We start from the raw sequence: 24287 nt of genomic DNA, 5'->3' as shown, positions 1-24287 counted from the left end.
AATCGTCCGTCAAACGGCCTCCCGTCGCCGATCCTCTCGCGGACACCGCGCAAACTTCGCCCGGTAGCTGCGGGTGAAATACGACGGTGATTCAAACCCGCAGGCGATGCTGACTTCCAGCACGCTCATGTCGGTCTGGCGCAGCAGCTGTCGGGCCTTTTCCAGTCTTAGGCGCAGATAGAAATTGCTCGGCGTGTCGTTCAGGTGCAGGCGGAACAACCGCTCCAGTTGCCGCCTTGTCACCTTGATCGATTCCGCCAGCTCCAGGGTGGTCAGCGGCGGTTCGCTGTGCTGCTCCATCTCGCCAATCACATGCACCAGCTTCTTGTTGCTGATGCCGTAGCGCGTGGCGACCTCCATGCGCTGGTGGTCCTTGCGCGGACGAATCCGCCCCAATACAAACTGCTCGCTGACCTGGATCGCCAGCTGCGGGCCGTGGGCCTGGGCGATCAGGTCGAGCATCAGGTCGATGGACGCGGTGCCGCCGGCCGACGTGATGCGCCGACGGTCGATCTCAAACAGCTCCTGGGTGACGCTGAGCTGTGGATAAGATTCCTTGAAGGCGTCGATGGCCTCCCAGTGCAGGGTCAGGCGATGGCCATCGAGCAAACCGGCTTCGGCGAGGACGAAGCTGCCGGTGTCGATGGCGCCGAGGGTCACGCCTTCGTTGTCCAGCCGTCGCAGCCAGTGCTCCAGCGCCGGGGTGGCGAACTTCAGCGGTTCAAAACCGGCGACCACCAGCAGCGTCGCCCCTTTCTTCAGCGGCTCCAGCGCCGCATCGGCGTTGACCGACATCCCGTTACTCGCCAGCACCGCCCCGCCATCGGCGCTCAAGACGTGCCAGCGATACAACTCGCCGCGAAAGCGGTTGGCCACCCGCAGCGGTTCGATCGCGGAGATGAAACCGATGGCGGAAAAACCCGGCATCAACAGAAAGTAGAAATCCTGGGACATGGCGCGCACTCGGTCAGCGGGTAGCGTGCAACGTTGATACGCCAGTTGTCGGCGGCATTCAAGAGCACAGGTCGCTGCAGTGCAAGAGCTGGTCGCCGCAGTGCGTTTTTGCGGGGGCATTGCTGCGTAATTTGAGCATCACCGGCGCACAGACGCCGGAACCCACAATAACGACCTGCCGAGGAACCCGACATGAAACGACTGATCAGCAGCTGTGTTCTCGCACTCAGCGGTACCGCGTTTTTAAGCGCCAGTGTCATGGCGGCCGATTCCGCATCGTGTCAGAACGTGCGCATGGGCGTGGTGAACTGGACCGACGTGATCGCCACCAGCGCCATGGCCCAGGTTCTGCTCGACGGCCTCGGCTACAGCACCAAACAGACCAGCGCCTCCCAGCAGATCGTCTTCGCCGGCATCCGCGACCAGCGTCTGGATCTGTTCCTCGGCTACTGGAACCCGCTGATGACCCAGACCATCACCCCGTTCGTCGAGGCCAACCAGGTCAAGGTGCTTGAAGCGCCGAGCCTCAAGGATGCGCGCGCCACCCTCGCCGTGCCGACTTATCTGGCAGACAAGGGCCTGAAAACCTTCGCCGACATCGCCAAGTTCGAGAAAGAACTGGGCGGCAAGATCTACGGCATCGAACCAGGCTCGGGCGCCAACACCCAGATCAAGGCGATGATCGCCAAGAACCAGTTCGGCCTTGGCAAATTCCAGCTCGTCGAATCCAGCGAGGCCGGCATGCTCGCCGCCGTCGATCGCGCAGTGCGCCGCAAGGAAGCCGTGGTGTTCTTCGGCTGGGCGCCGCACCCGATGAACGTCAACGTGCAGATGACTTATCTGACCGGCAGCGACGATGCCCTCGGCCCGAACGAAGGCATGGCCACCGTGTGGACCGTCACCGCGCCGAAATATGCCGAACAATGCCCGAACGTCAGCCGCCTGCTGAGCAACCTGACGTTCACCGCCGAAGACGAGAGCCGGATGATGCAGCCGCTGCTCGATCACAAGGACGCTTTCGAATCGGCCAAGCAATGGCTCAAGGATCACCCGCAGGACAAACAGCGCTGGCTCGAAGGCGTCACCACTTTCGATGGCAAACCGGCGGCTGAAAACCTCCAGCTCACCAGCAAATAAACCGCAACGAACGAACCACTTCGCAGCCCGCCACGGGCTGCGAACAGACCCATCACGCCTGAAGGAAAACGCACCATGAACCACGACGTCATCATCACCTGCGCACTCACCGGTGCTGGCGACACGACCGCCAAGAGCCCTCACGTGCCGGTCACCCCGAAACAGATCGCCGCAGCCGCAGTAGAAGCGGCCAAGGCCGGCGCCACGGTCGTGCACTGCCACGTCCGCGACCCGCAGACCGGCAAGTTCAGCCGCGACGTGGCGCTGTACCGCGAAGTCATGGAGCGCATCCGCGAAGCCGACGTCGACATCATCGTCAACCTCACCGCCGGCATGGGCGGTGACCTGGAAATCGGCCCCGGCGAGAACCCGATGGAGTTCGGCCCGAACACCGATCTGGTCGGCCCGCTGACCCGTCTGGCCCACGTTGAAGAACTGCTGCCGGAAATCTGCACCCTGGATTGCGGCACCCTGAACTTCGGCGACGGCGACACCATTTACGTCTCCACCCCGGCCCAGCTGCGGGCTGGCGCCAAGCGCATCACCGAGCTGGGCGTGAAGGCGGAGCTGGAGATTTTCGACACCGGCCACCTGTGGTTCGCCAAACAGATGATCAAGGAAGGCCTGCTCGACAATCCACTGTTCCAGCTGTGCCTGGGCATCCCGTGGGGTGCGCCAGCCGACACCACCACCATGAAAGCTATGGTCGACAACCTGCCTGCCGACGCGGTGTGGGCCGGGTTCGGCATCGGCCGGATGCAGATGCCGATGGCCGCGCAAGCGGTGCTGCTTGGCGGCAACGTGCGGGTCGGTCTGGAAGACAACCTGTGGCTGGACAAAGGTGTGCTGGCGACCAACGGCCAACTGGTCGAACGCGCCACAGAGATCCTCAGCCGCCTCGGCGCCCGCGTGCTGACCCCGGCTGAAGGCCGCAAGAAGATGGGCCTGACCCAGCGCGGCTGAAATCACCCTTTCCCCCGGTGGGCGGGCCATTGACGCCCACCGTTTTTTTGCCTCATTCCAGGAAGTGACCATGAGCTTTATCACCGAAATCAAAACCTTCGCAGCACTGGGCAGCGGCGTCATCGGCAGCGGCTGGGTCGCCCGCGCCCTCGCCCACGGCCTCGACGTGGTGGCCTGGGACCCGGCGCCGGGTGCCGAAGCGGCGCTGCGCAAACGCGTGGCCAACGCCTGGGGGGCGCTGGAGAAAAACGGTCTGGCGCCGGGCGCGTCGCAGGATCGCCTGCGCTTTGTCGCGACCATTGAAGAATGCGTGCGCGATGCGGACTTCATCCAGGAAAGCGCCCCGGAACGCCTCGAACTGAAACTGGATCTGCACAGCAAAATCAGTGCGGCAGCCAAGCCGAATGCCCTGATCGGGTCCAGCACCTCGGGTCTGTTGCCAAGCGAGTTCTACGAGAGCTCGACCCACCCGGAACGTTGCGTGGTCGGTCACCCGTTCAACCCGGTTTACCTGCTGCCGCTGGTGGAAGTGGTCGGCGGCAAAAACACCGCGCCGGAAGCGGTTCAAGCGGCATTGAAAGTCTACGAATCCCTTGGCATGCGCCCGCTGCATGTGCGCAAGGAAGTGCCGGGCTTCATCGCCGACCGCCTGCTCGAAGCGCTGTGGCGCGAGGCGCTGCATCTGGTCAACGACGGGGTGGCGACCACCGGTGAAATCGACGATGCGATCCGCTTTGGTGCCGGTCTGCGCTGGTCGTTCATGGGTACGTTCTTAACCTACACCCTGGCCGGTGGCGATGCCGGTATGCGCCACTTCATGTCGCAGTTCGGCCCGGCGTTGCAGTTGCCGTGGACGTACCTGCCGGCACCGGAACTGACCGACAAGTTGATCGACGATGTGGTGGACGGCACCAGCGATCAACTGGGCCGGCACAGTATTTCGGCGCTGGAGCGCTATCGTGATGATTGCTTGCTGGCGGTGCTTGAGGCGGTGAAGACCACCAAGCAAAAGCATGGCATGGCGTTCAGTGAGTAATGTGATCGACGAGAGATCGCTGCCCTCACCCTAACCCTCTCCCGGAGGGAGAGGGGACTGACCGAGTTGTTCTTTAGAGTTACGCCGACCTGAACGACCGAGCCGAACTCAGGCTTTGAAAAGCCCCCGGTCTGCTCCCTTTCCCCCTCTCCCCCTTGGGGAGAGGGCTGGGGTGAGGGGTGGCTTTTGATCTCAACGACCAACCATCTGCCGGAACCCGACCATGCCCACCCTAACCACCTACCAAACCCGCATCATCCCCGACTGGGTCGACTACAACGGCCACCTGCGCGACGCCTTCTATCTGCTGATTTTCAGCTACGCCACCGACGCTCTGATGGATCGTCTCGGCATGGACAGCAACAACCGCGAAGCCAGCGGTCACTCGTTGTTCACCCTCGAACTGCACCTCAACTACCTGCACGAAGTGAAGCTCGACGCCGAAGTCGAAGTGCGCACGCAGATCATCGGCCACGACCAGAAACGCCTGCACCTCTATCACAGCCTGCACTTGGCCGGCGGCGACAAGGAGCTGGCCGGCAACGAACAGATGCTGCTGCACGTCGACCTCGCCGGGCCGCGTTCCGCGCCGTTTCCCCCGGACACCCTGAGCCGTCTGCAAGCCATCGTCGCCGAGCAGGCCGATCTGCCCGCCCCGGCTTACATCGGCCGGGTCATCGCCCTGCCCCCAGCCCGGTAAACCCATCCATCACAAGGAGCCGCCATGCAAACCGCCGTTGCCGTTGCCGATTTCCGTACTTATCCGTTAATCAGCGCGCTGAACGGCGTGCAGAACCTGGCGGATCGCGTCCTGATTGAATGGGCCGACGGGCGTGTCAGCCCGTTCCACCACGTGTGGCTGCGCGACAATTGTCCGTGTCCGCACTGCGTCTACAGCGTCACCCGCGAGCAGGTGTTCGAGATCGTCGATGCGGCGCAGGATCTGTCGCCCTCCGCCGCGCACATCGACACCGATGGCTGCCTGCGCATCGACTGGCAGGACGGCCACCTCAGCCGCTTCGATGCCGGCTGGCTGCGGGCCCACGCCTACGATGATGAATCGCGCACCGAACGCCTCGCCTCCAAGCCGAAACCCTTCCTGTGGCGCAGCGATTTGCAGTTGCCGGTGTTCGACTACTCAGCCCTGATGAACGACAACGCCGCGTTGCTGCAATGGTTGCTGGCAGTACGCGATATCGGTCTGACTCAGGTGCGTGGCGCGCCCACCGAACCCGGCTCGCTGAAGCTGATCGCCCAGCGCATTTCGTTCATCCGCGAGAGCAACTTCGGCGTGCTGTTCAACGTGCAATCCAAGGCCGATGCCGACAGCAATGCCTACACCGCTTTCAACCTGCCATTGCACACGGATCTGCCGACCCGCGAGCTGCAACCGGGGCTGCAATTTCTGCATTGTCTGGTGAACGACGCCGAGGGTGGCGAGAGCATTTTCGTCGACGGTTTTGCGATTGCCGAAGCGTTGCGTCAGGAAGACCCCGCGTCGTTTCAGGCGCTGTGCGAGATCCCGGTGGAGTTTCGCAACAAGGACCGCCACAGCGATTATCGCTGCCTGGCGCCGATCATCGCCCTGGACGCGTTGGGCCGGGTCGCAGAAATCCGCATGGCCAACTTTCTGCGCGGGGCGTTCGACACGTCTGTGGAGCAAATGCCCTTGCTGTATCGCGCTTACCGGCGCTTCATCGCCATGACCCGCGAGCCACGTTTCCGGGTCATGCAACGACTCAATCCGGGCGAGCTGTGGTGCTTCGACAACCGCCGCACCCTGCACGCGCGCAATGCGTTCGACCCGACCACCGGGGCCCGGCATTTCCAGGGCTGCTACATCGACCGAGACGAGTTGCTGTCGCGGATTCTGGTGTTGCAACGCTAGACCGCATCATCGTAATTCGCAGGCAAAAAAAGCCCCGATACAAGCCGTGACAGGATCGGGGCGAGGGTACTGTTGAGGAGCTGCCGTGGCGAGGGTGACCAAACCTTCGTGAAGCAAGCTGAGGCCAGTGTGCCCACTCCCCTTGACGGCGAGTTAGCCGAAAACGACCTGTTCATAGTTGTCGCGGCCACTGCGACAAATCGCCCTTGCCGTGCCTGGGCAGGCCTACCAGAATCGAGCCACGACCTCCGTTGCCGAAGAAGGATTCGCGTCATGATGTATGCCGATTTGATCGATCAGGAAGACCTGTTGGGCCAGCTCAAGTCGTTGGGATTCGAAGTACCGTCGGGCTCCACTGCCCAGCAGGCCTGCGAGTGCGCGGTGCGGGGTCTGGACGATGTGCGGGCCAACACGCTGCGCACCATGGTCAAGCAGATGTACACCAGCAGCGCGAGCATTCAGCCGACCGTGCGCGAAGCCATCGACAAGCAGTTGCTGCCGGCCCTGGCGCAGTATCAGCAAACCCGCGCCTGACATCTGACCGAAAAAAAGATCGCAGCCTGCGACAGTGCCCTTCCTGAAGGCGCTGTCGCAGGCTGCGATCTTTCGTTTTAGAGGCGCACGCTGGCGAAGGTCGACTCGTTGCGTGCCTGGCTCAACGCCGACATCGGCCCGGACAACGGCGACATCACGATGGCCTGCGGCAGCGGCATCATCGCCACCTGCTGGGTGGTGTTGGAGCCGACGCGCTCGTCACGCGGCGGAATGCCGAAGTATTCGCGGTAGCACTTGGAGAAGTGCGGTGTCGACACGAACCCGCAGACCGACGCCACTTCGATGATCGACATCGGCGTCTGCTTCAGCAGTTGTCGCGCGCGGATCAGGCGCAGCTTGAGGTAGTAGCGCGACGGCGAGCAATGCAGGTATTTCTGGAACAGGCGCTCGAGCTGACGACGGGACACGGCGACGTACACCGCCAGTTCGTCGAGGTCGATCGGCTCTTCCAGGTTGGCTTCCATCAGCGCGACGATTTCCTGCAGTTTCGGCTGGTTGGTGCCGAGCATGTGCTTGAGCGGCACACGCTGGTGATCCTGCTCGTTGCGGATACGTTCGTAGACGAACATTTCCGAGATCGCGGCGGACAGTTCACGGCCGTGATCGCGGCTGATCAGGTGCAGCATCATGTCCAGCGGCGCGGTGCCGCCGGAGCTGGTGAAACGGTTACGGTCGAGGGTGAACAGCCGGGTGCTCATCGCAACGCGCGGGAAAGCTTCCTGCATCGCCGCCAGACATTCCCAGTGCACGCTGCAATCGAAGCCGTCGAGCAGGCCGGCGCAGGCCAGGGCCCAGCTGCCGGTGCACACGGCGCCGAGGCGACGGGACTGACGCGCCTGGCTTTGCAGCCACGAGACGTGTTCACGGGTAACGGTGCGCTGAATGCCGATCCCGCCGCACACGATAACGGTGTCGAGGGCCGGGGCTTTGTGCATGGAGGCGTCGGGGGTGATCTGCAGACCGTCACTGGCCCAGACCTGGCCGCCATCGACAGTGAGGGTGGTCCAGCGATACAGCTCGCGACCGGACAACTGGTTGGCCATGCGCAGGGGTTCGACTGCGGAAGCCAGGGAAATCAGCGTGAAATTGTCCAGCAGCAGAAAGCCGATGGATTGAGGCGCACGGTTCTGGGGTTGAGCCCCGGAGTTGAACGACGTCATCGCGGTATCTCCTCACACAAAGCGGGTGATGGCCTCAGGCGGAGGCTCTTGTTATTGCCATCGTTCTCTTGCGTGAGACGGGCTTTGTTATGACAGAGCAATTGCCATGCCTAAAATTGAATGGCTGTTCAATAACTCCTGAAAACGACGTCGCGACGCGTCTATACAAGCGCTCCAACGAGAGGTAATTCGAAGTGCCATCAGCGGCCGCGAAAGCCCTGCCCCGGAGCGTGTGAGCAAATCGGTAGCACTTGTGGGAACTGGCCTGCGCGCGATTGTCCTACAGTGTCACCGCAGGCACGGGTGACGGACGGTAGCGCCTGCAAATCAGGCGCTGGAGGTGGGAAAGACTCTTATCTGATAGCGACGCGCCAAAAGGTGGCGCGTTTTATTGCCAATGCTCACTTGGTGCGCAGTTTTGACTGGTCCGAGGTTATCGAAGGAATCAGCATTCAACCGCGCTGACCGCCAACCCGCCCCGCGATGTCTCTTTATATTTGTCATGCATGTCGGCGCCGGTATCGCGCATGGTGCGGATCACCCGGTCCAGCGAAATAAAGTGCTGACCGTCCCCGCGCAAGGCCATCTGCGCCGCGTTGATCGCCTTCACTGCCGCAATCGCATTGCGCTCGATGCACGGCACTTGCACCAGGCCACCCACCGGATCGCAGGTCAGACCGAGGTTGTGTTCGAGGCCGATTTCCGCCGCGTTGCACAACTGCTCGGGACTCGCGCCGAGGATTTCCGCCAGCCCTGCCGCCGCCATCGCACAAGCCGAACCAACTTCACCCTGACAGCCGACTTCAGCGCCGGAGATCGAGGCGTTCTTCTTGCACAAAATCCCCACCGCTGCGGCGCCGAGGAAGTAGTCGACCACGTTGGCGTCGGTCACCGCCTCGCTGAATTTCATGAAGTAATGCAGCACCGCCGGAATGATCCCCGCCGCGCCATTGGTGGGCGCCGTGACCATGCGTCCGCCAGCAGCGTTTTCCTCGTTCACCGCGAGGGCGAACAGGTTGACCCACTCCATCGCGCTGAGGGTCGAGCCGATCACATTGGGCTTGTTCAATTCCTGAAGGCTGCGGTGCAACTTCGCCGCGCGGCGGCGCACGTTGAGGCCGCCGGGCAGGATGCCTTCGTGCTTGAGGCCCTGCTCGACGCAATCCTGCATCGCCCGCCAGAGCTTCATCAGGCCGGCGCGGATTTCCTCTTCGCTGCGCCAGACCTTCTCGTTGGCCATCATCAATTCGGCCACGCGCAGGTTGTGGGTCTTGCACAGCTCCAGCAGCTCCACCGCGCTGGAAAAGTCGTAAGGCAATTCGGTGCGGTCCAGGTCCACCACGCCGCTGGAGGCCTGCGCCTCGTCCACCACAAATCCGCCACCGACCGAATAGTAGGTGTCGCGGTGCAGCTCACCGTGATCGCCTTCGGCGACCAGGGTCATGGCGTTGGGGTGGAACGGCAGGTTCTCGTCGATCAGGCGCATGTCGCGGCCCCATATAAAGGGCACCGACAAACGACCGTCGAGCAACAGCGTGTGGGTTTCACGCAGAGCCTGGATCCGCGGGCCGATCTGCGACGGGTCGATCGCGTCCGGCCACTCGCCCATCAGCCCCATGATCACCGCGTTGTCGCTGCCGTGACCGACACCGGTGGCCGACAGCGAACCGAACAGCTGCACCTCGATGCGGCGCACCTGCTCCAGTAGATGTTTGTCGCGCAACGACTCGACGAACAGGGCGGCGGCGCGCATGGGCCCGACGGTGTGGGAACTGGAAGGGCCAATGCCGATTTTGAACAGGTCGAAAACGCTGATAGCCATTGCTGCAGAGCTCCTGAGAGTGCCGGTCCGGGGCGTTAAGCGCCCGCTGGCGGAGCTGCTACGCTCAAGCTGCGATCCGCCGGAATGCCCGCATCATCGGGCTTTTCCCGGGTCGTTCGGCGTCTGACACCGACGTACTCATGCCCACTAACGCCGTGCCGGTTTCAGCCCGTGTTTTCGCCGTTTTTATGCGGTTCAGATGGCCAGACAGGGCAGAAAAAAGCTGTAAACGACGTCACTGACACTGGATGCGACCATCCCTGTACTGGATACGACGCACCCTGTAGGCGTCAGATTTTCACTGGTACATGATCGTATCGACTCGATTGCAAGGCGCTGCGGTAGAGCTGTCTCCAGAACGCCATCCAACCGCAACCCATAAGTGCGGTGGTCCAATCGGAACACTGCCAAAAAAAACACCAAGGAGTCCATTCATGAAAGGTTCCCCGTCGTTGTTGTTGGCCGCCATGCTGAGTCTGCCGTTACTGGCTCAAGCCGCAGAACCGGCGCAGTGCAGTACCGTGAACTTCTCCGATGTCGGCTGGACCGACATCACCGCGACAACCGCCACCACCTCCGTCGTGCTTCAGGCCCTCGGCTACAAGACCAAGACCACCATGATTTCCGTCCCCGTGACCTACAAGTCGCTGGCCGACGGCAAGAACATGGACGTGTTCCTCGGCAACTGGATGCCGACCATGGAAAACGACATCAAGGCCTACCGCGACGCCGGCACCGTGGAAACCGTGCGCACCAACCTCAAGGGCGCCAAGTACACCCTCGCCGTTCCCCAGGCGTTGTATGACAAGGGTCTGCACGACTTCGCCGACATCGCCAAATTCAAGAAAGAACTCGACGGCAAGATCTACGGGATCGAGCCGGGCAACGACGGCAACCGTCTGATCCAGAGCATGATCGACAAGAACGCCTTCGGCCTGAAAGACGCCGGCTTCAAGGTCGTCGAATCCAGCGAGGCGGGCATGCTGTCGCAGGTCGACCGCGCGCAGAAACGCGACACCGCCGTGGTGTTCCTCGGCTGGGCGCCGCACCCGATGAACAAGCGCTTCAAGATTCAGTACCTGACCGGCGGCGATGACTTCTTCGGCCCGGATTTCGGCGCCGCCACCGTGGCGACCAACACCCGCAAGGGCTACGCCGAGGAATGCAGCAACGTTGGCCAGCTGCTGAAAAACCTGGAGTTCACCGTCGACATGGAAAGCGAACTGATGGGCAACATCCTGGACGACAAGATGAAGCCTGACGCGGCCGCCAAGGCCTGGCTGAAAAAGAATCCACAGGTGCTCGATACCTGGCTCGCTGGCGTGACCACCATTGACGGTAAACCTGGCCTGGAGGCCGTGAAAGCCAAGATTGCCCAGTAATCGCTTATGCCGGGCGGGCTAGTCCCGTCCGGGCTGTTTATTTCCTTGCATGCGGACGTTCACTACCATGCTGATTGATCAGAAAATCCCTTTAGGCCAGTACATCGCGGGCTTCGTTGAATGGTTGACGCAACACGGCGCCAACACCTTCGACGCAATCGCCGTGACACTGGAAACGATGATCCACGGCGTGACGTTTGCGCTGACCTGGTTCAACCCGCTGGTGCTGATCGGCCTCATCGCCCTGCTGGCCCACTTCATTCAACGCAAATGGGGCCTGACCGCGTTCGTGGTAGCCTCCTTTCTGCTGATCCTCAACCTGGGGTACTGGCAGGAAACCATGGAAACCCTCGCCCAGGTCATGTTCGCGACCCTGGTCTGCGTGGTCATTGGCGTGCCGCTGGGCATCGTCGCTGCGCACAAACCGATGTTCTACACTTTGATGAGGCCGGTACTCGATCTGATGCAGACCGTACCGACCTTCGTTTACCTCATTCCTACCCTGACCCTCTTCGGGCTGGGTGTGGTGCCGGGCCTGATCTCGACGGTGGTGTTCGCCATCGCCGCGCCGATCCGCCTGACCTACCTGGGCATCCGCGATGTCCCGCAAGAACTGATGGACGCCGGCAAGGCCTTCGGCTGCTCGCGTCGCCAACTGCTTTCACGGATCGAACTGCCTCACGCCATGCCGAGCATCGCGGCCGGCATCACCCAGTGCATCATGCTGTCGCTGTCGATGGTGGTGATCGCGGCACTGGTGGGCGCCGACGGACTCGGCAAACCGGTGGTCAACGCACTGAACACTGCTGATATCGCCCTGGGCTTCGAAGCGGGCCTGGCGATCGTACTGCTGGCGATCATGCTCGACCGTATCTGCAAACAACCCGACGCCAAAGTAGGGGGTGACGCATGAGCATAATTCGCTTCGATAACGTTGACGTGATCTTCACCAGGGATCCGCGCGAAGCACTGAAACTTCTCGATCAAGGCCTGACCCGCAGTGAGATCCTGAAAAAGACCGGGCAGATCGTTGGCGTTGAAAAGGCCAGCCTGGACATCAACAAAGGCGAAATCTGCGTGCTGATGGGCCTGTCCGGCTCCGGCAAGTCGAGCCTGCTGCGCTGCATCAACGGCCTCAACACCGTGAGCCGCGGCAAGCTGTTCGTCGAACACGAAGGCAAGCAGATCGACATCGCCTCCTGCACCCCGGCCGAGCTGAAAATGATGCGCACCAAACGCATCGCCATGGTGTTCCAGAAGTTCGCTCTGATGCCGTGGCTGACGGTGCGCGAGAACATCAGTTTCGGTCTGGAAATGCAGGGTCGCCCGGAGAAGGAACGGCGCAAGCTGGTCGATGAAAAACTCGAACTGGTGGGCCTGACCCAATGGCGCAACAAGAAGCCCGACGAGCTGTCCGGCGGCATGCAGCAGCGTGTCGGCCTGGCCCGCGCGCTGGCGATGGACGCCGACATTCTGCTGATGGACGAACCGTTCTCGGCCCTCGACCCGCTGATCCGTCAGGGTCTGCAGGATGAACTGCTGGAACTGCAACGCAAGCTGAGCAAGACCATCGTATTCGTGAGCCACGACCTCGACGAGGCGCTGAAACTCGGCAGCCGCATCGCGATCATGAAAGACGGCCGGATCATCCAGTACAGCGTGCCGGAAGAGATCGTGCTCAACCCGGCGGACGATTACGTGCGCACCTTCGTCGCCCACACCAACCCGCTGAACGTGCTGTGCGGTCGCAGCCTGATGCGCACCCTGGACAACTGCAAACGCATCAACGGTTCAGTGTGCCTCGATCCGGGTGGCGACTCGTGGCTGGATCTGGCCGAAGGCAACACCATCAAGGGTGCGCGGCAGAACGGTTCGGTGCTGAACCTGCAGAACTGGGCACCGGGGCAAGCCGTGGAAGGGCTGGAGCGCAAACCGACGCTGGTGGATTCGAACATCGGCATGCGCGACGCGTTGCAGATCCGTTACCAGACCGGCAACAAACTGGTGCTGCACGACAACAACCATGTGGTGGGGATCCTCGGGGACAGCGAGCTGTATCACGCACTGCTCGGCAAGAACCTGGGGTAAGGCGGGATGAAAAAAAGGGATCGCGGTGAGCGATCCCTTTTTTATTGGGTCAGGGAAAGTCCCCTCACCCTAACCCTCTCCCAGAGGGAGAGGGAACTGATTGGGGGATGCTGCAGATATACGTCAACCTGATCTTGCTTCACCGAATCCATAATCGACTCGATTTTTCAGGTCGATGTACAACGCAAGACACCTCGGTCGGCTCCCTCTCCCCCGGGAGAGGGCGGGGGTGAGGGAGCTTTTGACTTTAGCTATACACCCGGCCAAGGAGCTGCCGATGGCTTTCAAACTGATCGAGCACATCGCGTGTGATCTGATCCTGTGTGAAGCCCATCAGGTCGTAGTCCTGGCTGCCGTTGTGCAGGTACACCTCGGCGCGGTAGAAACGCTGGCGCGCTTCATCAGACTGAACCGACTCGCTCGGGGTCGCCAGGTAGCCGTCCAGGCTCACTTCGTAGACAAAAGGGTTGCCCTCTTCCATCTCGACCCGCACGCCCATGCAGCGCTTGGATTTGCCCAGCAGCGTCTGCACTTCCAGACCCTGTGCACGCATTTGCGCAGCGGCATCTTCCAGCGCCGGGCTGACGTGTCTGTCCATGAAGCGCTGAACCACCGACTGGCTCGGTTGCAGATCCAGCTGGGTCAGGCGCTCGCTGAAACCACGACGACCGCGTTCAGCCAGTTGCGCCTGCTCCTGTTCGATCTGCATGTCCTGGCGCATCGCCTTGTGCAGGCCGAACATGAAGCACACCAGCACCACCGAGAACGGCAGACCGGCCAGCACCACCATGGTCTGCATGGCTTCGAAGTTACCGGCGAACAGCAGGCCGATGGTCACCAGCGTGATCACGACCGACCAGAAGATCCGCAGCCAGTGCGGGGCGTCTTCGTCGACGTTGCCGCCCTTGCAGGACAGGTTCGCCATCATCACCGCGCCGGAGTCGGCCGGGGTCAGGAACAGTACGAAACCAACAAAGATCGACACACCGATCACGACTTTCGACGCCGGGTAGTGTTCAAGCAACTGATAGATCGCCATCGACGGCTGCTCCAGCGCCGTCTTGCCGAGTTCCACCGCACCCTGGTTCATCACCAGATCCAGCGCCGAGTTACCGAAGATCGACAGCCACGCCAGGGTGAAACCCAGCGGAATCAGCAGCACACCAGCCACCAGCTCACGCACGGTACGACCACGGGAAATACGCGCGATGAACATGCCGACGAATGGGGCCCAGGAAATCCACCACGCCCAGTAGAACAGAGTCCACAGGCCCAGCCAGCGGTCGGATTTCTCGCCGTCGCCTTCATAGACGTACAGGTCGAAAGTCTTCAGCACCACGCCGTTGAGGTAGTCGCCGATGTTCTGCACGAAGCCGTTGAGCAGGTGCAGGGTCGGGCCGAACAGCAACACGAAAATCAGCAGGCCGCTGAACAGGATGATGTTGAGGTTGGACAGACGACGGATGCCGTTTTCCACACCGGACACGGCAGCGATGGTCGCCACGGTGCTCATCACGATGATCACGATCAGCAGGTTGGTGTTGCTGTGTTCCATGCCGAACAGGTTTTCCAGACCAGAAGACACTTGCAGCGAGCCGATCCCCAGGTTGGTCACCAGACCCAGCAGGGTCACGAACATGCCGAAGCCGTCCACCGCATGACCGGCAGCGCCTTTGACCCAACGCTCGCCCACCAGCGGGTACAGCGCCGAACGCAGGGCCAGCGGCTGGTTATGACGATAAGCGAAATAAGCCACGGCCAGACCGACCAGCGCATAGATCGCCCAGCCGTGCAGGCCCCAGTGCAGGAAAGTCAGCTGAACGGCCTGACGTGCCGCCATGTTGGTCGCGGACGCACCTTCCGGCGGATTGAAGTAGTGATCCAGCGGCTCGGAGGCGCCGAAGTACAGCAGCGAAATACCAATACCCGACGAGAACAGCATCCCCGCCCAGGCGCCGTAGCTGAAATCCGGGGTGTCGTCCTTGCTACCCAGTTTGAGTTTGCCGTAGGAGGAAAACGCCAGGCCGACCACGAAAACCAGGTAAGCGGCGATCACCACCATGTAGTACCAGCCGAAGCTGCGGGACAACCAGGCCTGAGCCACTCCCAGCATTCTGCCGGCCTCTTGCGGGGCGATGATCAGAATGGCGGTCAACAACAGAATCAGCGCGGTAGAGGTGTAGAACACCCAACCGTTGACCGTCACCTTCTCGGGCGGGGTCTTTATAAGCGAGGCAGAACTCATGGCACAAATGCTCCAGGCAGTGCGAGAGAAGAACACAAGGCAACACGGAACCCGACCAATCGGTTAGTTGGCAGCCGACCGGCGGGTGATATAAAGACACCCCGAAAAAAGCCCGAACCTGCAGAGATGGCACCGCTAATCGCCGTCGTGGCCGAGGCATGGACGTTCATCCGAAACCTGGCCTTGAGCGTCTTGCCCATTCAACACGTCCATCGAACGTCGAACCGCGCCTTGCCCCGCGCAGGTTTCGAGCCTTTTCGGATGTCGGTTTTATCGCCACTTACACGTAGGAAAAATCTGTAGGCAGCGACGATTTGTCGCAGATCTTATTCTTTGTTGATTGAACGTTCAATCAAAACAAAATAGACTGGCCCTCAATCCGATAGGCGTCATTCGCCCGTCGGAAGGCCTAAGGAGATGTGCAAGATGCCCAAGGTCGGTATGCAACCCATCCGCCGCCAACAACTGATCGAAGCCACTTTGCAGGCGGTTGATCAGGTCGGAATGGGGGACGCCAGCATTGCGCTGATCGCCCGTTTGGCCGGTGTCTCGAATGGCATCATCAGTCACTATTTTCAGGACAAGAATGGCCTGATCGCCGCCACGATGCGGTATCTGATGACCGCCCTCAGCGAGAGCGTCACCGCGCGCCGTCAGGCGCTGGCAGACAACAGCCCCCGGGCGCATCTGCAGGTGATCATCGAAGGAAACTTCGACGCCAGCCAGGTCAATGGCCCGGCAATGAAAACCTGGCTGGCCTTCTGGGCCACCAGCATGCACCAGCCGTCTTTGCACAGGTTGCAGCGGATCAACGATCACCGTCTGTATTCCAACCTGTGCTGCGAGTTCCGCCGTGTGTTGCCGCTCGAAGATGCGCGCACCGCCGCCCGTGGACTGGCAGCTCTGATCGACGGTTTGTGGTTGCGCGGCGCGCTGTCGGGAGACGCTTTCGACACTGCGCAGGCGCAACAGATCGCTTACGAATACATGGATTTCCAATTGGCCAAGCAGGTGAGCTAGAGCACAGAGAAAACGCTCGGCCCCTGAACTGTCACTGACCAGTGATGCCACAGCTACATGGCTCACCCGGTGACCAACGCCAACCACTAATGCACTTGCGAGGACACTATGGCCCGTTTCGAACTGCAAAAACTCTACATCGATGGCGCGTACTCCGACGCCGGCAGCGATGCCACCTTCGAAGCCATCAACCCGGCTAACGGTGAAGTCCTCGCACAAGTGCAACGTGCGACCAAGGAAGACGTCGAGCGTGCTGTGGTCAGCGCCGAAAAGGGCCAGAAAATCTGGGCCGCGATGACCGCCATGGAGCGTTCGCGCATCCTGCGTCGTGCCGTCGACATCCTGCGCGAGCGCAACGATGAACTGGCTGCCCTGGAAACCCTGGACACCGGTAAAGCCTTCTCCGAAACCAAGTACGTCGACATCGTCACTGGCGCCGACGTGCTGGAATACTACGCAGGCCTGGTGCCCGCCATCGAAGGCGAGCAGATCCCGCTGCGTGACACTTCCTTCGTCTACACCCGTCGCGAGCCGCTGGGCGTTGTCGCCGGTATCGGCGCGTGGAACTACCCGATTCAGATCGCTCTGTGGAAATCCGCTCCAGCCCTGGCGGCCGGTAACGCGATGATCTTCAAGCCAAGCGAAGTCACCTCGCTGACCACCCTGAAACTGGCCGAAATCTACACCGAAGCCGGCGTTCCGAACGGCGTGTTCAACGTGCTGACCGGCAGCGGCCGTGAAGTCGGCACCTGGCTGACCGAGCACCCGCGCATCGAGAAGATCTCCTTCACCGGCGGCACCGACACCGGCAAGAAAGTCATGGCCAGCGCTTCGGCTTCGTCGCTCAAAGACGTGACCATGGAACTGGGCGGCAAGTCCCCGCTGATCATCTGCGACGACGCCGACCTGGATCGCGCCGCCGACACCGCCATGATGGCCAACTTCTACAGCTCCGGTCAGGTCTGCACCAACGGCACTCGCGTGTTCGTGCCGAGCCACCTGAAAGCCGCTTTCGAAGCCAAGATCGTCGAGCGCGTTGCGCGCATCCGCGTTGGCAACCCGGAAGACGAAAACACCAACTTCGGCCCGCTGGTCAGCTTCCCGCACATGGAAAGCGTGCTGGGCTACATCGCCAAAGGTAAAGAAGAAGGCGCCCGCGTTCTGTGCGGTGGCGAACGTTTGACCGACGGCGAATTCGCCAAGGGCGCGTTCGTGGCTCCGACCGTGTTCACCGACTGCACCGACGACATGACCATCGTCCGTGAAGAAATCTTCGGCCCGGTAATGGCGATCCTGACCTACGAAACCGAAGAAGAAGTGATCCGTCGCGCCAACGACACCGACTTCGGCCTGGCCGCCGGTATCGTCACCCGCGACCTGAACCGCGCCCACCGCGTGATTCATCAACTGGAAGCCGGTATCTGCTGGATCAACGCCTGGGGCGAGTCCGACGCAAAAATGCCGGTTGGCGGTTACAAGCAGTCGGGCGTGGGCCGTGAGAACGGCATCAGCTCGCTGAACAACTTCACTCGCATCAAATCGGTACAGGTCGAGCTGGGCGATTACGTCTCGGTGTTCTAAGACCCGCCATTGTGTGCTGCCCGCGAAGCCGCCTTCGCGGGCAAGCCCGCTCCCACAAGGGAAGCGCTGGCTGTCTGACCTGACCAACTTCAAAGAGGGTGCATTCAATGTCCCAAGAATTCGATTACATCATCGTCGGTGCCGGCTCTGCCGGTAACACCCTGGCGACCCGTCTGACTGAAGACGAAGGCGTCACCGTCCTGCTGCTCGAAGCCGGCGGCCCGGACTACCGTCTCGATTTCCGCACGCAGATGCCGGCAGCCCTGGCATTCCCGCTGCAAGGCCGTCGCTACAACTGGGCGTACGAAACCGATCCTGAGCCACACATGGACGGTCGCCGGATGGAATGCGGTCGCGGCAAAGGCCTCGGCGGTTCCTCGCTGATCAACGGCATGTGCTACATCCGCGGCAACGCAATGGACTACGACGGCTGGGCGAAACTGCCAGGCCTGGAAGACTGGTCCTACCTCGATTGCCTGCCGTATTTCCGTAAAGCGGAAACCCGCGACATCGGCCCGAACGACTACCACGGTGGCGACGGACCGGTCAGCGTGACCACGCCGAAAGCGGGCAACAACCCGCTGTTCCACGCCATGGTTGAAGCTGGCGTGCAAGCCGGTTACCCGCGCACCGAAGACCTGAACGGCTACCAGCAGGAAGGCTTCGGCCCGATGGACCGCACCGTGACGCCGAACGGCCGTCGTGCTTCCACCGCCCGTGGTTACCTGGACGTGGCCAAGAAGCGTTCGACCCTGACCATCGTCACCCACGCCCTGACCGACAAGGTTCTGTTCGAAGGCAAGCGTGCCGTTGGCGTGCGTTACCTGGTCGGCGCCGCTGAAGAACGCGTTGAAGCCCGCGCCCGTAAAGAAGTCATCGTCTGCTCCGGCGCGATCGCTTCGCCGCAACTGCTGCAACGCTCCGGCGTCGGCCCGGCAAAACTGCTGGAAAGCCTCGACATCCCGGTCGTTCACGATCTGCCGGGCGTCGGTGAAAACCTGCAGGATCACCTCGAGCTGTACCTGCAATACGCTTGCACCCAACCGGTCTCGCTGTACCCGTCGCTGCTCTGGTACAACCAGCCGGCCATCGGTGCCGAGTGGCTGTTCAACGGCACCGGCATCGGCGCCAGCAACCAGTTCGAAGCCGGCGGTTTCATCCGTACTCGCGAAGAGTTCGAATGGCCGAACATCCAGTACCACTTCCTGCCGGTCGCGATTAACTACAACGGCAGCAACGGTGTGAAAGAGCATGGTTTCCAGGCGCACATGGGTTCCATGCGTTCGCCGAGCCGCGGTCGCATCCAGGTCAAATCCAAGGATCCGCGCCAGCACCCGAGCATCCTGTTCAACTACATGGCCACCGAGCAGGACTGGCAGGAATTCCGCGACGGCATCCGCCTGACCCGTGAAATCATGCAACAGCCTGCACTGGACGCTTTCCGTGGCCGTGAAATCAGCCCGGGCATCGAAGTGCAAACCGATGAGCAGCTGGACAAGTTCATCCGCGAGCACGCCGAAACCGCGTTCCACCCGTCCTGCTCGTGCAAGATGGGCACCGACGACATGGCGGTAGTGGATGGCGAAGGCCGCGTGCATGGCATGCAGGGTCTGCGTGTGGTCGATGCCTCGATCATGCCGATCATCACCACCGGCAACCTGAACGCGCCGACGATCATGATCGCCGAGAAAATCGCCGACAAGATCCGTGGCCGCCAGCCATTGCCGCGCAGCAACGCACCTTACTACGTCGCTGGCGATGCGCCGGTGAAAGGCAAGGCGCTGCGTGATGTGAGTGCTGTTGCTCAGTAAACCGTAATACCGCGTCACGGCTAATCGCTGGCAAGCCAGCTCCCACAGGTTTTGCGTCGTTCACAGATTCTGTGACCACCAAAAAACCTGTGGGAGCGGGCTTGCCCGCGATGAGGCCATGCAATTCACCGCAAATTCTCCTGCTTCACAGTAAATCCTCCGACACCCCCTCTTCACTTGATCCTACACCCCACGCAGGCCTACTCTAGTCCTCGCCCAATCGTTTCACCCCCTCCCCGCCGAATCCGCTTCGCCGTTTCTCCCATGACAAGGAGGTTTCCCTGATGTTCGATTTCCACCCCCAGCTCAAGCAGCGCTTCGCTGCCTTGCGCACGGGCGCCGAGTTTTTTTCCTTGCGATATGTGCGCGAGTCCGGCCAGTACCTGTCGGTGCGCAAGAACGTCGCCGAACCGCCGAGCCTGAGCCGCGACGAAGGTGCGATGCTCACCGTCCGGGTCAACGGCGTCGAAGCCTACGCCGCGACCAATGACCTGTCGCAACAGGGCCTGCAAGCCGCCCTCGAGCGCGCCGAGCAGCAGGCTCGGCGGATCAAGCCCCACGCCCTGCTCGACCTGAGCCAGCAGCCGGTGTCCAGCGACCGCGCCGACTACTTTTCACCCAATCTGGAACAACCCTTTCCGTCCCTGAGCGAATGCTTCGAGCTGCTCGGCGCGGAATCCGCCTCGGTGCCAAAGGATGAGCGCCTGGTGAACTGGGAAGTGAGCATCGGCATCACCCACGTCGAACAGATCTACCTGAGCAGCGCCGGCGCCGAATTGCGCCAGGCCCAGCGTTTCGTCTATCCGGGCCTGAGCGTCACCGCCTACGACGGCAACGACAGCCAGACCCGCAGCCTCGGCCGCGAGAACTTCGGCCAGCAGGGCGGCGCCGACGTGATCAGCCGCTGCGGTTTGATCGGTGCTGGCCCGCAAGTCGCCGATCAGGCGCTGCAACTGCTGCTCGCGCCGAACACCCCGCAAGGCCCGCGCGACCTGCTGCTGATGCCCGACCAGATGATGCTGCAGATCCACGAATCCATCGGCCACCCGCTGGAGCTCGACCGGATCCTCGGCGACGAGCGCAATTACGCCGGCACCAGTTTCGTCAAAGCCTCGGATTTCGGCAGCCTGCAATACGGCTCGAAACTGCTCAACGTGACGTTCGATCCGGGCATTCCCGAAGAACTGGCGAGTTACGGTCACGATGACGACGGTTCCAAAGCCAGCAAACAATTCCTGATTCGCGAAGGCCTGCTGGTCCGTCCGTTGGGCGGCGCACTGTCGCAGTTCCGCGCGGGTCTGGACGGCGTCGCCAACAGCCGCGCCTGCGGCTGGAACCGCCCGCCGATCGACCGCATGGCCAACCTCAACATCGAGCCGGGCGACCAGCCGCTGGAGCAACTGATCGGCGGCATCGAAAACGGCATTCTGATGAGCACCAACCGCTCATGGTCGATCGACGATGCACGCAACAAATTCCAGTTCGGCTGCGAATGGGGCCAGTTGATCGAAAACGGCGAACTCAAGGGCGTGGTGAAAAACCCGAACTACCGGGGCATTTCCGCGCACTTCTGGAAGAGTCTGCGCGCCGTCGGCAACGCCGGCACCACTCAGGTGCTGGGCACGCCGAACTGCGGCAAGGGCGAACCGAACCAGGTGATCCGCGTCGGCCACGCTTCACCGGCCTGCGTGTTCAGCAATGTTGATGTGTTTGGGGGAGACGCCTGATGAGTATTTCCAAGAGCCAGTCCGAGGCGTTCAAGCTGCTGGTCAACTGGCTGCACGATGCCGTGCGCGAGCCGGAACAGTTCACCCTGAGTTACGACGCCGAATCGTCGGCCTTCGTCCGTTTCAACCACGCCAAGGTGCGTCAGGCCGGGCAGGTGCAGCAAGCCGGTATTGGTCTGAAACTGATCGACGATGGTCGCCATGCGGACCTGCACATCACCTTGTCCGGTGAGCAGGCCACCGACCTGCAACGCCTCGCCGAAGGCTTGCAGCAACTGCGCAAAACCCTGCCGCTGCTGCCGCAGGATCCGTACCTGTTGCTCAACCACAACGGCTGGCAAAGCAAGAATGTGCAGGAGCATCCGCTGCCGGACACCGAGCAGGTTGTCGCTGAAATCGCCCAGGCGGCCGAAGGACTGGATCTGGTCGGCTTCTACGCTGCCGGCCCGATCAGCCGTGGTTTTGCCAGTTCTTCCGGTGCGTTCGGCTGGCATCAGGCCAACAGCTTCAACTTCGACTTCAGCCTGTTCCACGAGAACGGCGAAGCGGTGAAGGCCAGCTACGCCGGGCATGACTGGAACAGCGAAGACTTCGCCAAACGCATCCAGCAGGCCCGCGAACAACTCGAGTTTCTCGGTCGACCGCTGCGCACCTTGCCGCCCGGCCAATACCGCGCCTATCTGGCGCCCGCAGCCCTGGAAGAAATCATGGGCATGCTGTGCTGGGGCGGTTTCTCGGCGCAGTCGATTGCCAGCAAAAGCAGCCCGCTGCAGAAGCTGTATGCCGGCGATCAGGCATTCAGTCCGCTGGTGTCCCTCGACGAGAAAGTCAGCGGCTCGCTGAGCCCGGCGTTCTCCGGCGAAGGTTACCCGCGCAGCGATCTGCGGTTGATCATCGAAGGCAAAGCGGGTGATCAGTTGGTGGGTTCGCGCAGTGCCGCCGAGTACGGTCTGACGGCCAACGGCGCCGGCGGTGGCGAATCGCCGAGCGCGCTGAACATGGGCGCCGGTGATCTGCCGCAGGCCGAGATCCTCAAACAGTTGGGCACCGGCCTGTACATAAGCAACCTGTGGTACCTGAACTTCTCCGATCAACCAGCGGCACGCCTTACCGGCATGACCCGGTTTGCCACGTTCTGGGTCGAGAACGGCGAGATTCAGGCGCCGGTCAGCACCATGCGTTTCGACGACAGTGCCTACAGCCTGCTGGGTTCGCATCTGGAAGCGTTGACCGCCGAACGGGAATTGCTGCTGTCGGCGAGCACTTACAGCCAGCGCAATACCTCGTCGGCATTGCTGCCGGGGGCATTGGTGAGCCGATTGACCTTGACCTTGTAAAAGCATCGCGAGCAGGCTCGCTCCCACAGGTTCGCGCAGTCCATGTGGAAGCGAGCCTGCTCGCGATGAAGTCACCCCGGATTTACTGCGCCCATCACCAGAGGTTCCATGCCCAACCGCCCGCCTCTCGATGCCGTCACCGCCCGCTGGTTGCCGTGGGTCGTCGCCATCGCTTTCTTCATGCAGTCCCTCGACGGGACCATCCTCAACACCGCCCTGCCGGCCATGGCCAGGGATCTGGCCGAAGACCCGCTGCGCATGCAGGGCGTGATCATCGCCTACATGCTCACCGTGGCCCTGCTGATTCCCGCCTCAGGCTGGATCGCCGACCGCTTCGGCACCAAGAAAATCTTCTTCGGTGCGATCCTGCTGTTCAGCCTTGGCTCGCTGCTCTGTGCCTTGTCGAGCAGCCTGAGCATGCTGATCGGCGCGCGCGTGATCCAGGGCCTCGGCGGTGCGCTGATGCTGCCGGTCGGGCGTTTGGTGGTGCTGCGCGCCTACCCGCGCTCGGAACTGGTGCGGATCATGGGCTTCATTACCATTCCCGGCCTGCTCGGCCCGCTGATCGGCCCGACCATGGGCGGCTGGATGGTGGAATACCTGACGTGGCACTGGATCTTCCTGATCAACCTGCCGGTCGGCGTCATCGGTTGCTACGCGGTGTGGAAGTTCATCCCCGACCTGCGCGGCACCGAGCGCACGCGTTTCGATAGCCTGGGTTTCCTGCTGTTCGGCGCGGCGATGGTGCTGATCACTATCGCCATGGAAGGCCTCGGCGAACTGCACCTGCCACACCTGCGGGTGATGCTGTTGCTGTTCGGCGGCATGGCATGTCTGGCGGCGTACTGGCTGCGCGCCGGGCACATTGAAAACCCGCTGTTCGCGCCGTCGCTGTTCAAGACCCGCACCTTCGCGGTCGGCATCCTCGGCAACCTGTTCGCCCGCCTGGGCAGCGGCGCCCTGCCGTTTCTGGTGCCGTTGCTGCTGCAAGTGGCGCTGGGGTATTCGCCGTCCCAGGCCGGGATGAGCATGCTGCCGCTGGCCGCTGCCGCGATGGTCGCCAAGTGGGGCGCGCGGCCACTGATCGAGCGTCTGGGCTATCGCATCGTGCTGACCGGCAACACGCTGTTTCTGGGGATCATGCTGGCGAGCATGGGTCTGGTCAGCGAGCAGACGCCGTACTGGCTGCTGCTGTGCCTGCTGGCGGTTCTCGGGGCGATCAACTCGCTGCAATTCACCGCGATGAACACCGTGACCCTGATCGATCTCGACGACGCCAGCGCCAGCAGCGGCAACAGTTTGCTGTCGGTGGTGGCGCAGTTGTCGCTGAGCCTTGGCGTGGCGTGCGCCGGTGCGCTGCTCGGTGGCTTTACGGCGGAGATCGGCAATGACGGCGTTGAGACCGTGTTGGGCGCGTTTCAGCTCACGTTCGTGACTGTTGGGATCATGGCCATGTTGGCCGCAACCATTTTTTCTCAACTTTCAAAGAATGACGGACGGCGAGTCAGACGTCCGGAAGAGCACATCGAGTCTTAGGGCTATTGGCCACCGGGCTGGTACACTGCGCGACATTTTGTTTTG

Annotated in this window: 19 protein-coding genes; 15 read left to right on the top strand and 4 right to left on the bottom strand. The window is 61.9% G+C overall.

The window, feature by feature from the left end:
• Positions 1-9: 9 nt before the first annotated feature.
• Positions 10-954, bottom strand: coding sequence for a GlxA family transcriptional regulator (locus C1X29_RS02370; protein ID WP_011336294.1), 945 nt, complete (start codon positions 952-954; stop codon positions 10-12).
• Between the two features lie 192 nt (positions 955-1146).
• On the opposite strand from C1X29_RS02370, the gene choX reads away from it, so the two are divergent.
• The 6 genes from choX to C1X29_RS02340 all read left to right on the top strand — a co-directional run bounded on the left by choX (position 1147) and on the right by C1X29_RS02340 (position 6512).
• Positions 1147-2091: a choline ABC transporter substrate-binding protein gene (gene choX, locus C1X29_RS02365; protein ID WP_039768001.1), complete on the top strand. Its 945-nt coding sequence runs from the start codon at positions 1147-1149 to the stop codon at positions 2089-2091.
• 75 nt (positions 2092-2166) lie between these two features.
• Positions 2167-3054, top strand: coding sequence for a 3-keto-5-aminohexanoate cleavage protein (locus C1X29_RS02360; RefSeq protein WP_064380223.1), 888 nt, complete (start codon positions 2167-2169; stop codon positions 3052-3054).
• A 70-nt stretch (positions 3055-3124) separates the two neighbouring features.
• Positions 3125-4090: an L-carnitine dehydrogenase gene (locus tag C1X29_RS02355; protein WP_102716756.1), complete on the top strand. Its 966-nt coding sequence runs from the start codon at positions 3125-3127 to the stop codon at positions 4088-4090.
• A gap of 223 nt (positions 4091-4313) precedes the next feature.
• Positions 4314-4790: a thioesterase family protein gene (locus C1X29_RS02350; RefSeq protein WP_102716755.1), complete on the top strand. Its 477-nt coding sequence runs from the start codon at positions 4314-4316 to the stop codon at positions 4788-4790.
• A gap of 24 nt (positions 4791-4814) precedes the next feature.
• Positions 4815-5978: a gamma-butyrobetaine dioxygenase gene (locus tag C1X29_RS02345; protein WP_102716754.1), complete on the top strand. Its 1164-nt coding sequence runs from the start codon at positions 4815-4817 to the stop codon at positions 5976-5978.
• Between the two features lie 273 nt (positions 5979-6251).
• A complete protein-coding gene (locus C1X29_RS02340; protein WP_007959758.1) occupies positions 6252-6512 on the top strand; it encodes a hypothetical protein in 261 nt (86 codons plus the stop codon).
• A 77-nt stretch (positions 6513-6589) separates the two neighbouring features.
• Here the strand turns inward: C1X29_RS02340 and C1X29_RS02335 are convergent, their stop codons facing one another.
• Positions 6590-7693: a GlxA family transcriptional regulator gene (locus tag C1X29_RS02335; protein WP_011336300.1), complete on the bottom strand. Its 1104-nt coding sequence runs from the start codon at positions 7691-7693 to the stop codon at positions 6590-6592.
• Positions 7694-8138: 445 nt separating this feature from the next.
• Positions 8139-9515 (bottom strand): L-serine ammonia-lyase, encoded by a 1377-nt coding sequence (locus tag C1X29_RS02330; protein WP_007959754.1) that lies wholly within the window; start codon positions 9513-9515, stop codon positions 8139-8141.
• Positions 9516-9949: 434 nt separating this feature from the next.
• Between C1X29_RS02330 and C1X29_RS02325 the strand changes: the two genes are divergently transcribed.
• The 3 genes from C1X29_RS02325 (at position 9950) to choV (ending at position 12985) form a co-directional block, all read left to right on the top strand.
• A complete protein-coding gene (locus tag C1X29_RS02325; protein WP_085746647.1) occupies positions 9950-10897 on the top strand; it encodes a choline ABC transporter substrate-binding protein in 948 nt (315 codons plus the stop codon).
• 67 nt (positions 10898-10964) lie between these two features.
• Complete coding sequence (gene choW / locus C1X29_RS02320) at positions 10965-11810, top strand: choline ABC transporter permease subunit (protein ID WP_007959749.1); 846 nt, start codon at positions 10965-10967, stop codon at positions 11808-11810.
• Positions 11807-12985 (top strand): choline ABC transporter ATP-binding protein, encoded by a 1179-nt coding sequence (gene choV / locus C1X29_RS02315; protein ID WP_085746648.1) that lies wholly within the window; start codon positions 11807-11809, stop codon positions 12983-12985. The genes choW and choV overlap by 4 nt, the downstream gene beginning before the upstream one ends.
• A 247-nt stretch (positions 12986-13232) precedes the next feature.
• Here the strand turns inward: choV and C1X29_RS02310 are convergent, their stop codons facing one another.
• Positions 13233-15173, bottom strand: a complete 1941-nt coding sequence (locus C1X29_RS02310) for a BCCT family transporter (RefSeq protein WP_256584311.1) — start codon at positions 15171-15173, stop codon at positions 13233-13235.
• A gap of 483 nt (positions 15174-15656) precedes the next feature.
• Here C1X29_RS02310 and betI point away from each other — a divergent pair, with 483 nt between their 5' ends.
• From betI to mdtD, 6 genes are all read left to right on the top strand, one after another.
• Positions 15657-16250 (top strand): transcriptional regulator BetI, encoded by a 594-nt coding sequence (gene betI, locus C1X29_RS02305; RefSeq protein WP_102716752.1) that lies wholly within the window; start codon positions 15657-15659, stop codon positions 16248-16250.
• Between the two features lie 108 nt (positions 16251-16358).
• Positions 16359-17831 carry a betaine-aldehyde dehydrogenase gene (gene betB / locus C1X29_RS02300; protein WP_085746649.1) on the top strand — a complete coding sequence of 491 codons (1473 nt, stop codon included), beginning with the start codon at positions 16359-16361 and terminating at the stop codon, positions 17829-17831.
• 107 nt (positions 17832-17938) lie between these two features.
• Positions 17939-19642: a choline dehydrogenase gene (gene betA / locus C1X29_RS02295; RefSeq protein ID WP_102716751.1), complete on the top strand. Its 1704-nt coding sequence runs from the start codon at positions 17939-17941 to the stop codon at positions 19640-19642.
• A 284-nt stretch (positions 19643-19926) separates the two neighbouring features.
• Positions 19927-21369 (top strand): TldD/PmbA family protein, encoded by a 1443-nt coding sequence (locus tag C1X29_RS02290; protein WP_102716750.1) that lies wholly within the window; start codon positions 19927-19929, stop codon positions 21367-21369.
• Complete coding sequence (locus C1X29_RS02285) at positions 21369-22706, top strand: TldD/PmbA family protein (protein ID WP_102716749.1); 1338 nt, start codon at positions 21369-21371, stop codon at positions 22704-22706. Before C1X29_RS02290 ends, C1X29_RS02285 begins: the two co-directional genes overlap by 1 nt.
• A gap of 108 nt (positions 22707-22814) precedes the next feature.
• Positions 22815-24242 carry a multidrug transporter subunit MdtD gene (gene mdtD, locus C1X29_RS02280; RefSeq protein WP_102716748.1) on the top strand — a complete coding sequence of 476 codons (1428 nt, stop codon included), beginning with the start codon at positions 22815-22817 and terminating at the stop codon, positions 24240-24242.
• Positions 24243-24287: the final 45 nt, after the last annotated feature.

It is taken from the genome of Pseudomonas sp. GW456-12-10-14-LB2 (genome assembly GCF_002884345.1).
GTDB classification, from domain to species: domain Bacteria; phylum Pseudomonadota; class Gammaproteobacteria; order Pseudomonadales; family Pseudomonadaceae; genus Aquipseudomonas; species Aquipseudomonas paraglycinae.
This window is presented reverse-complemented; position numbering and strand designations above follow the sequence as displayed.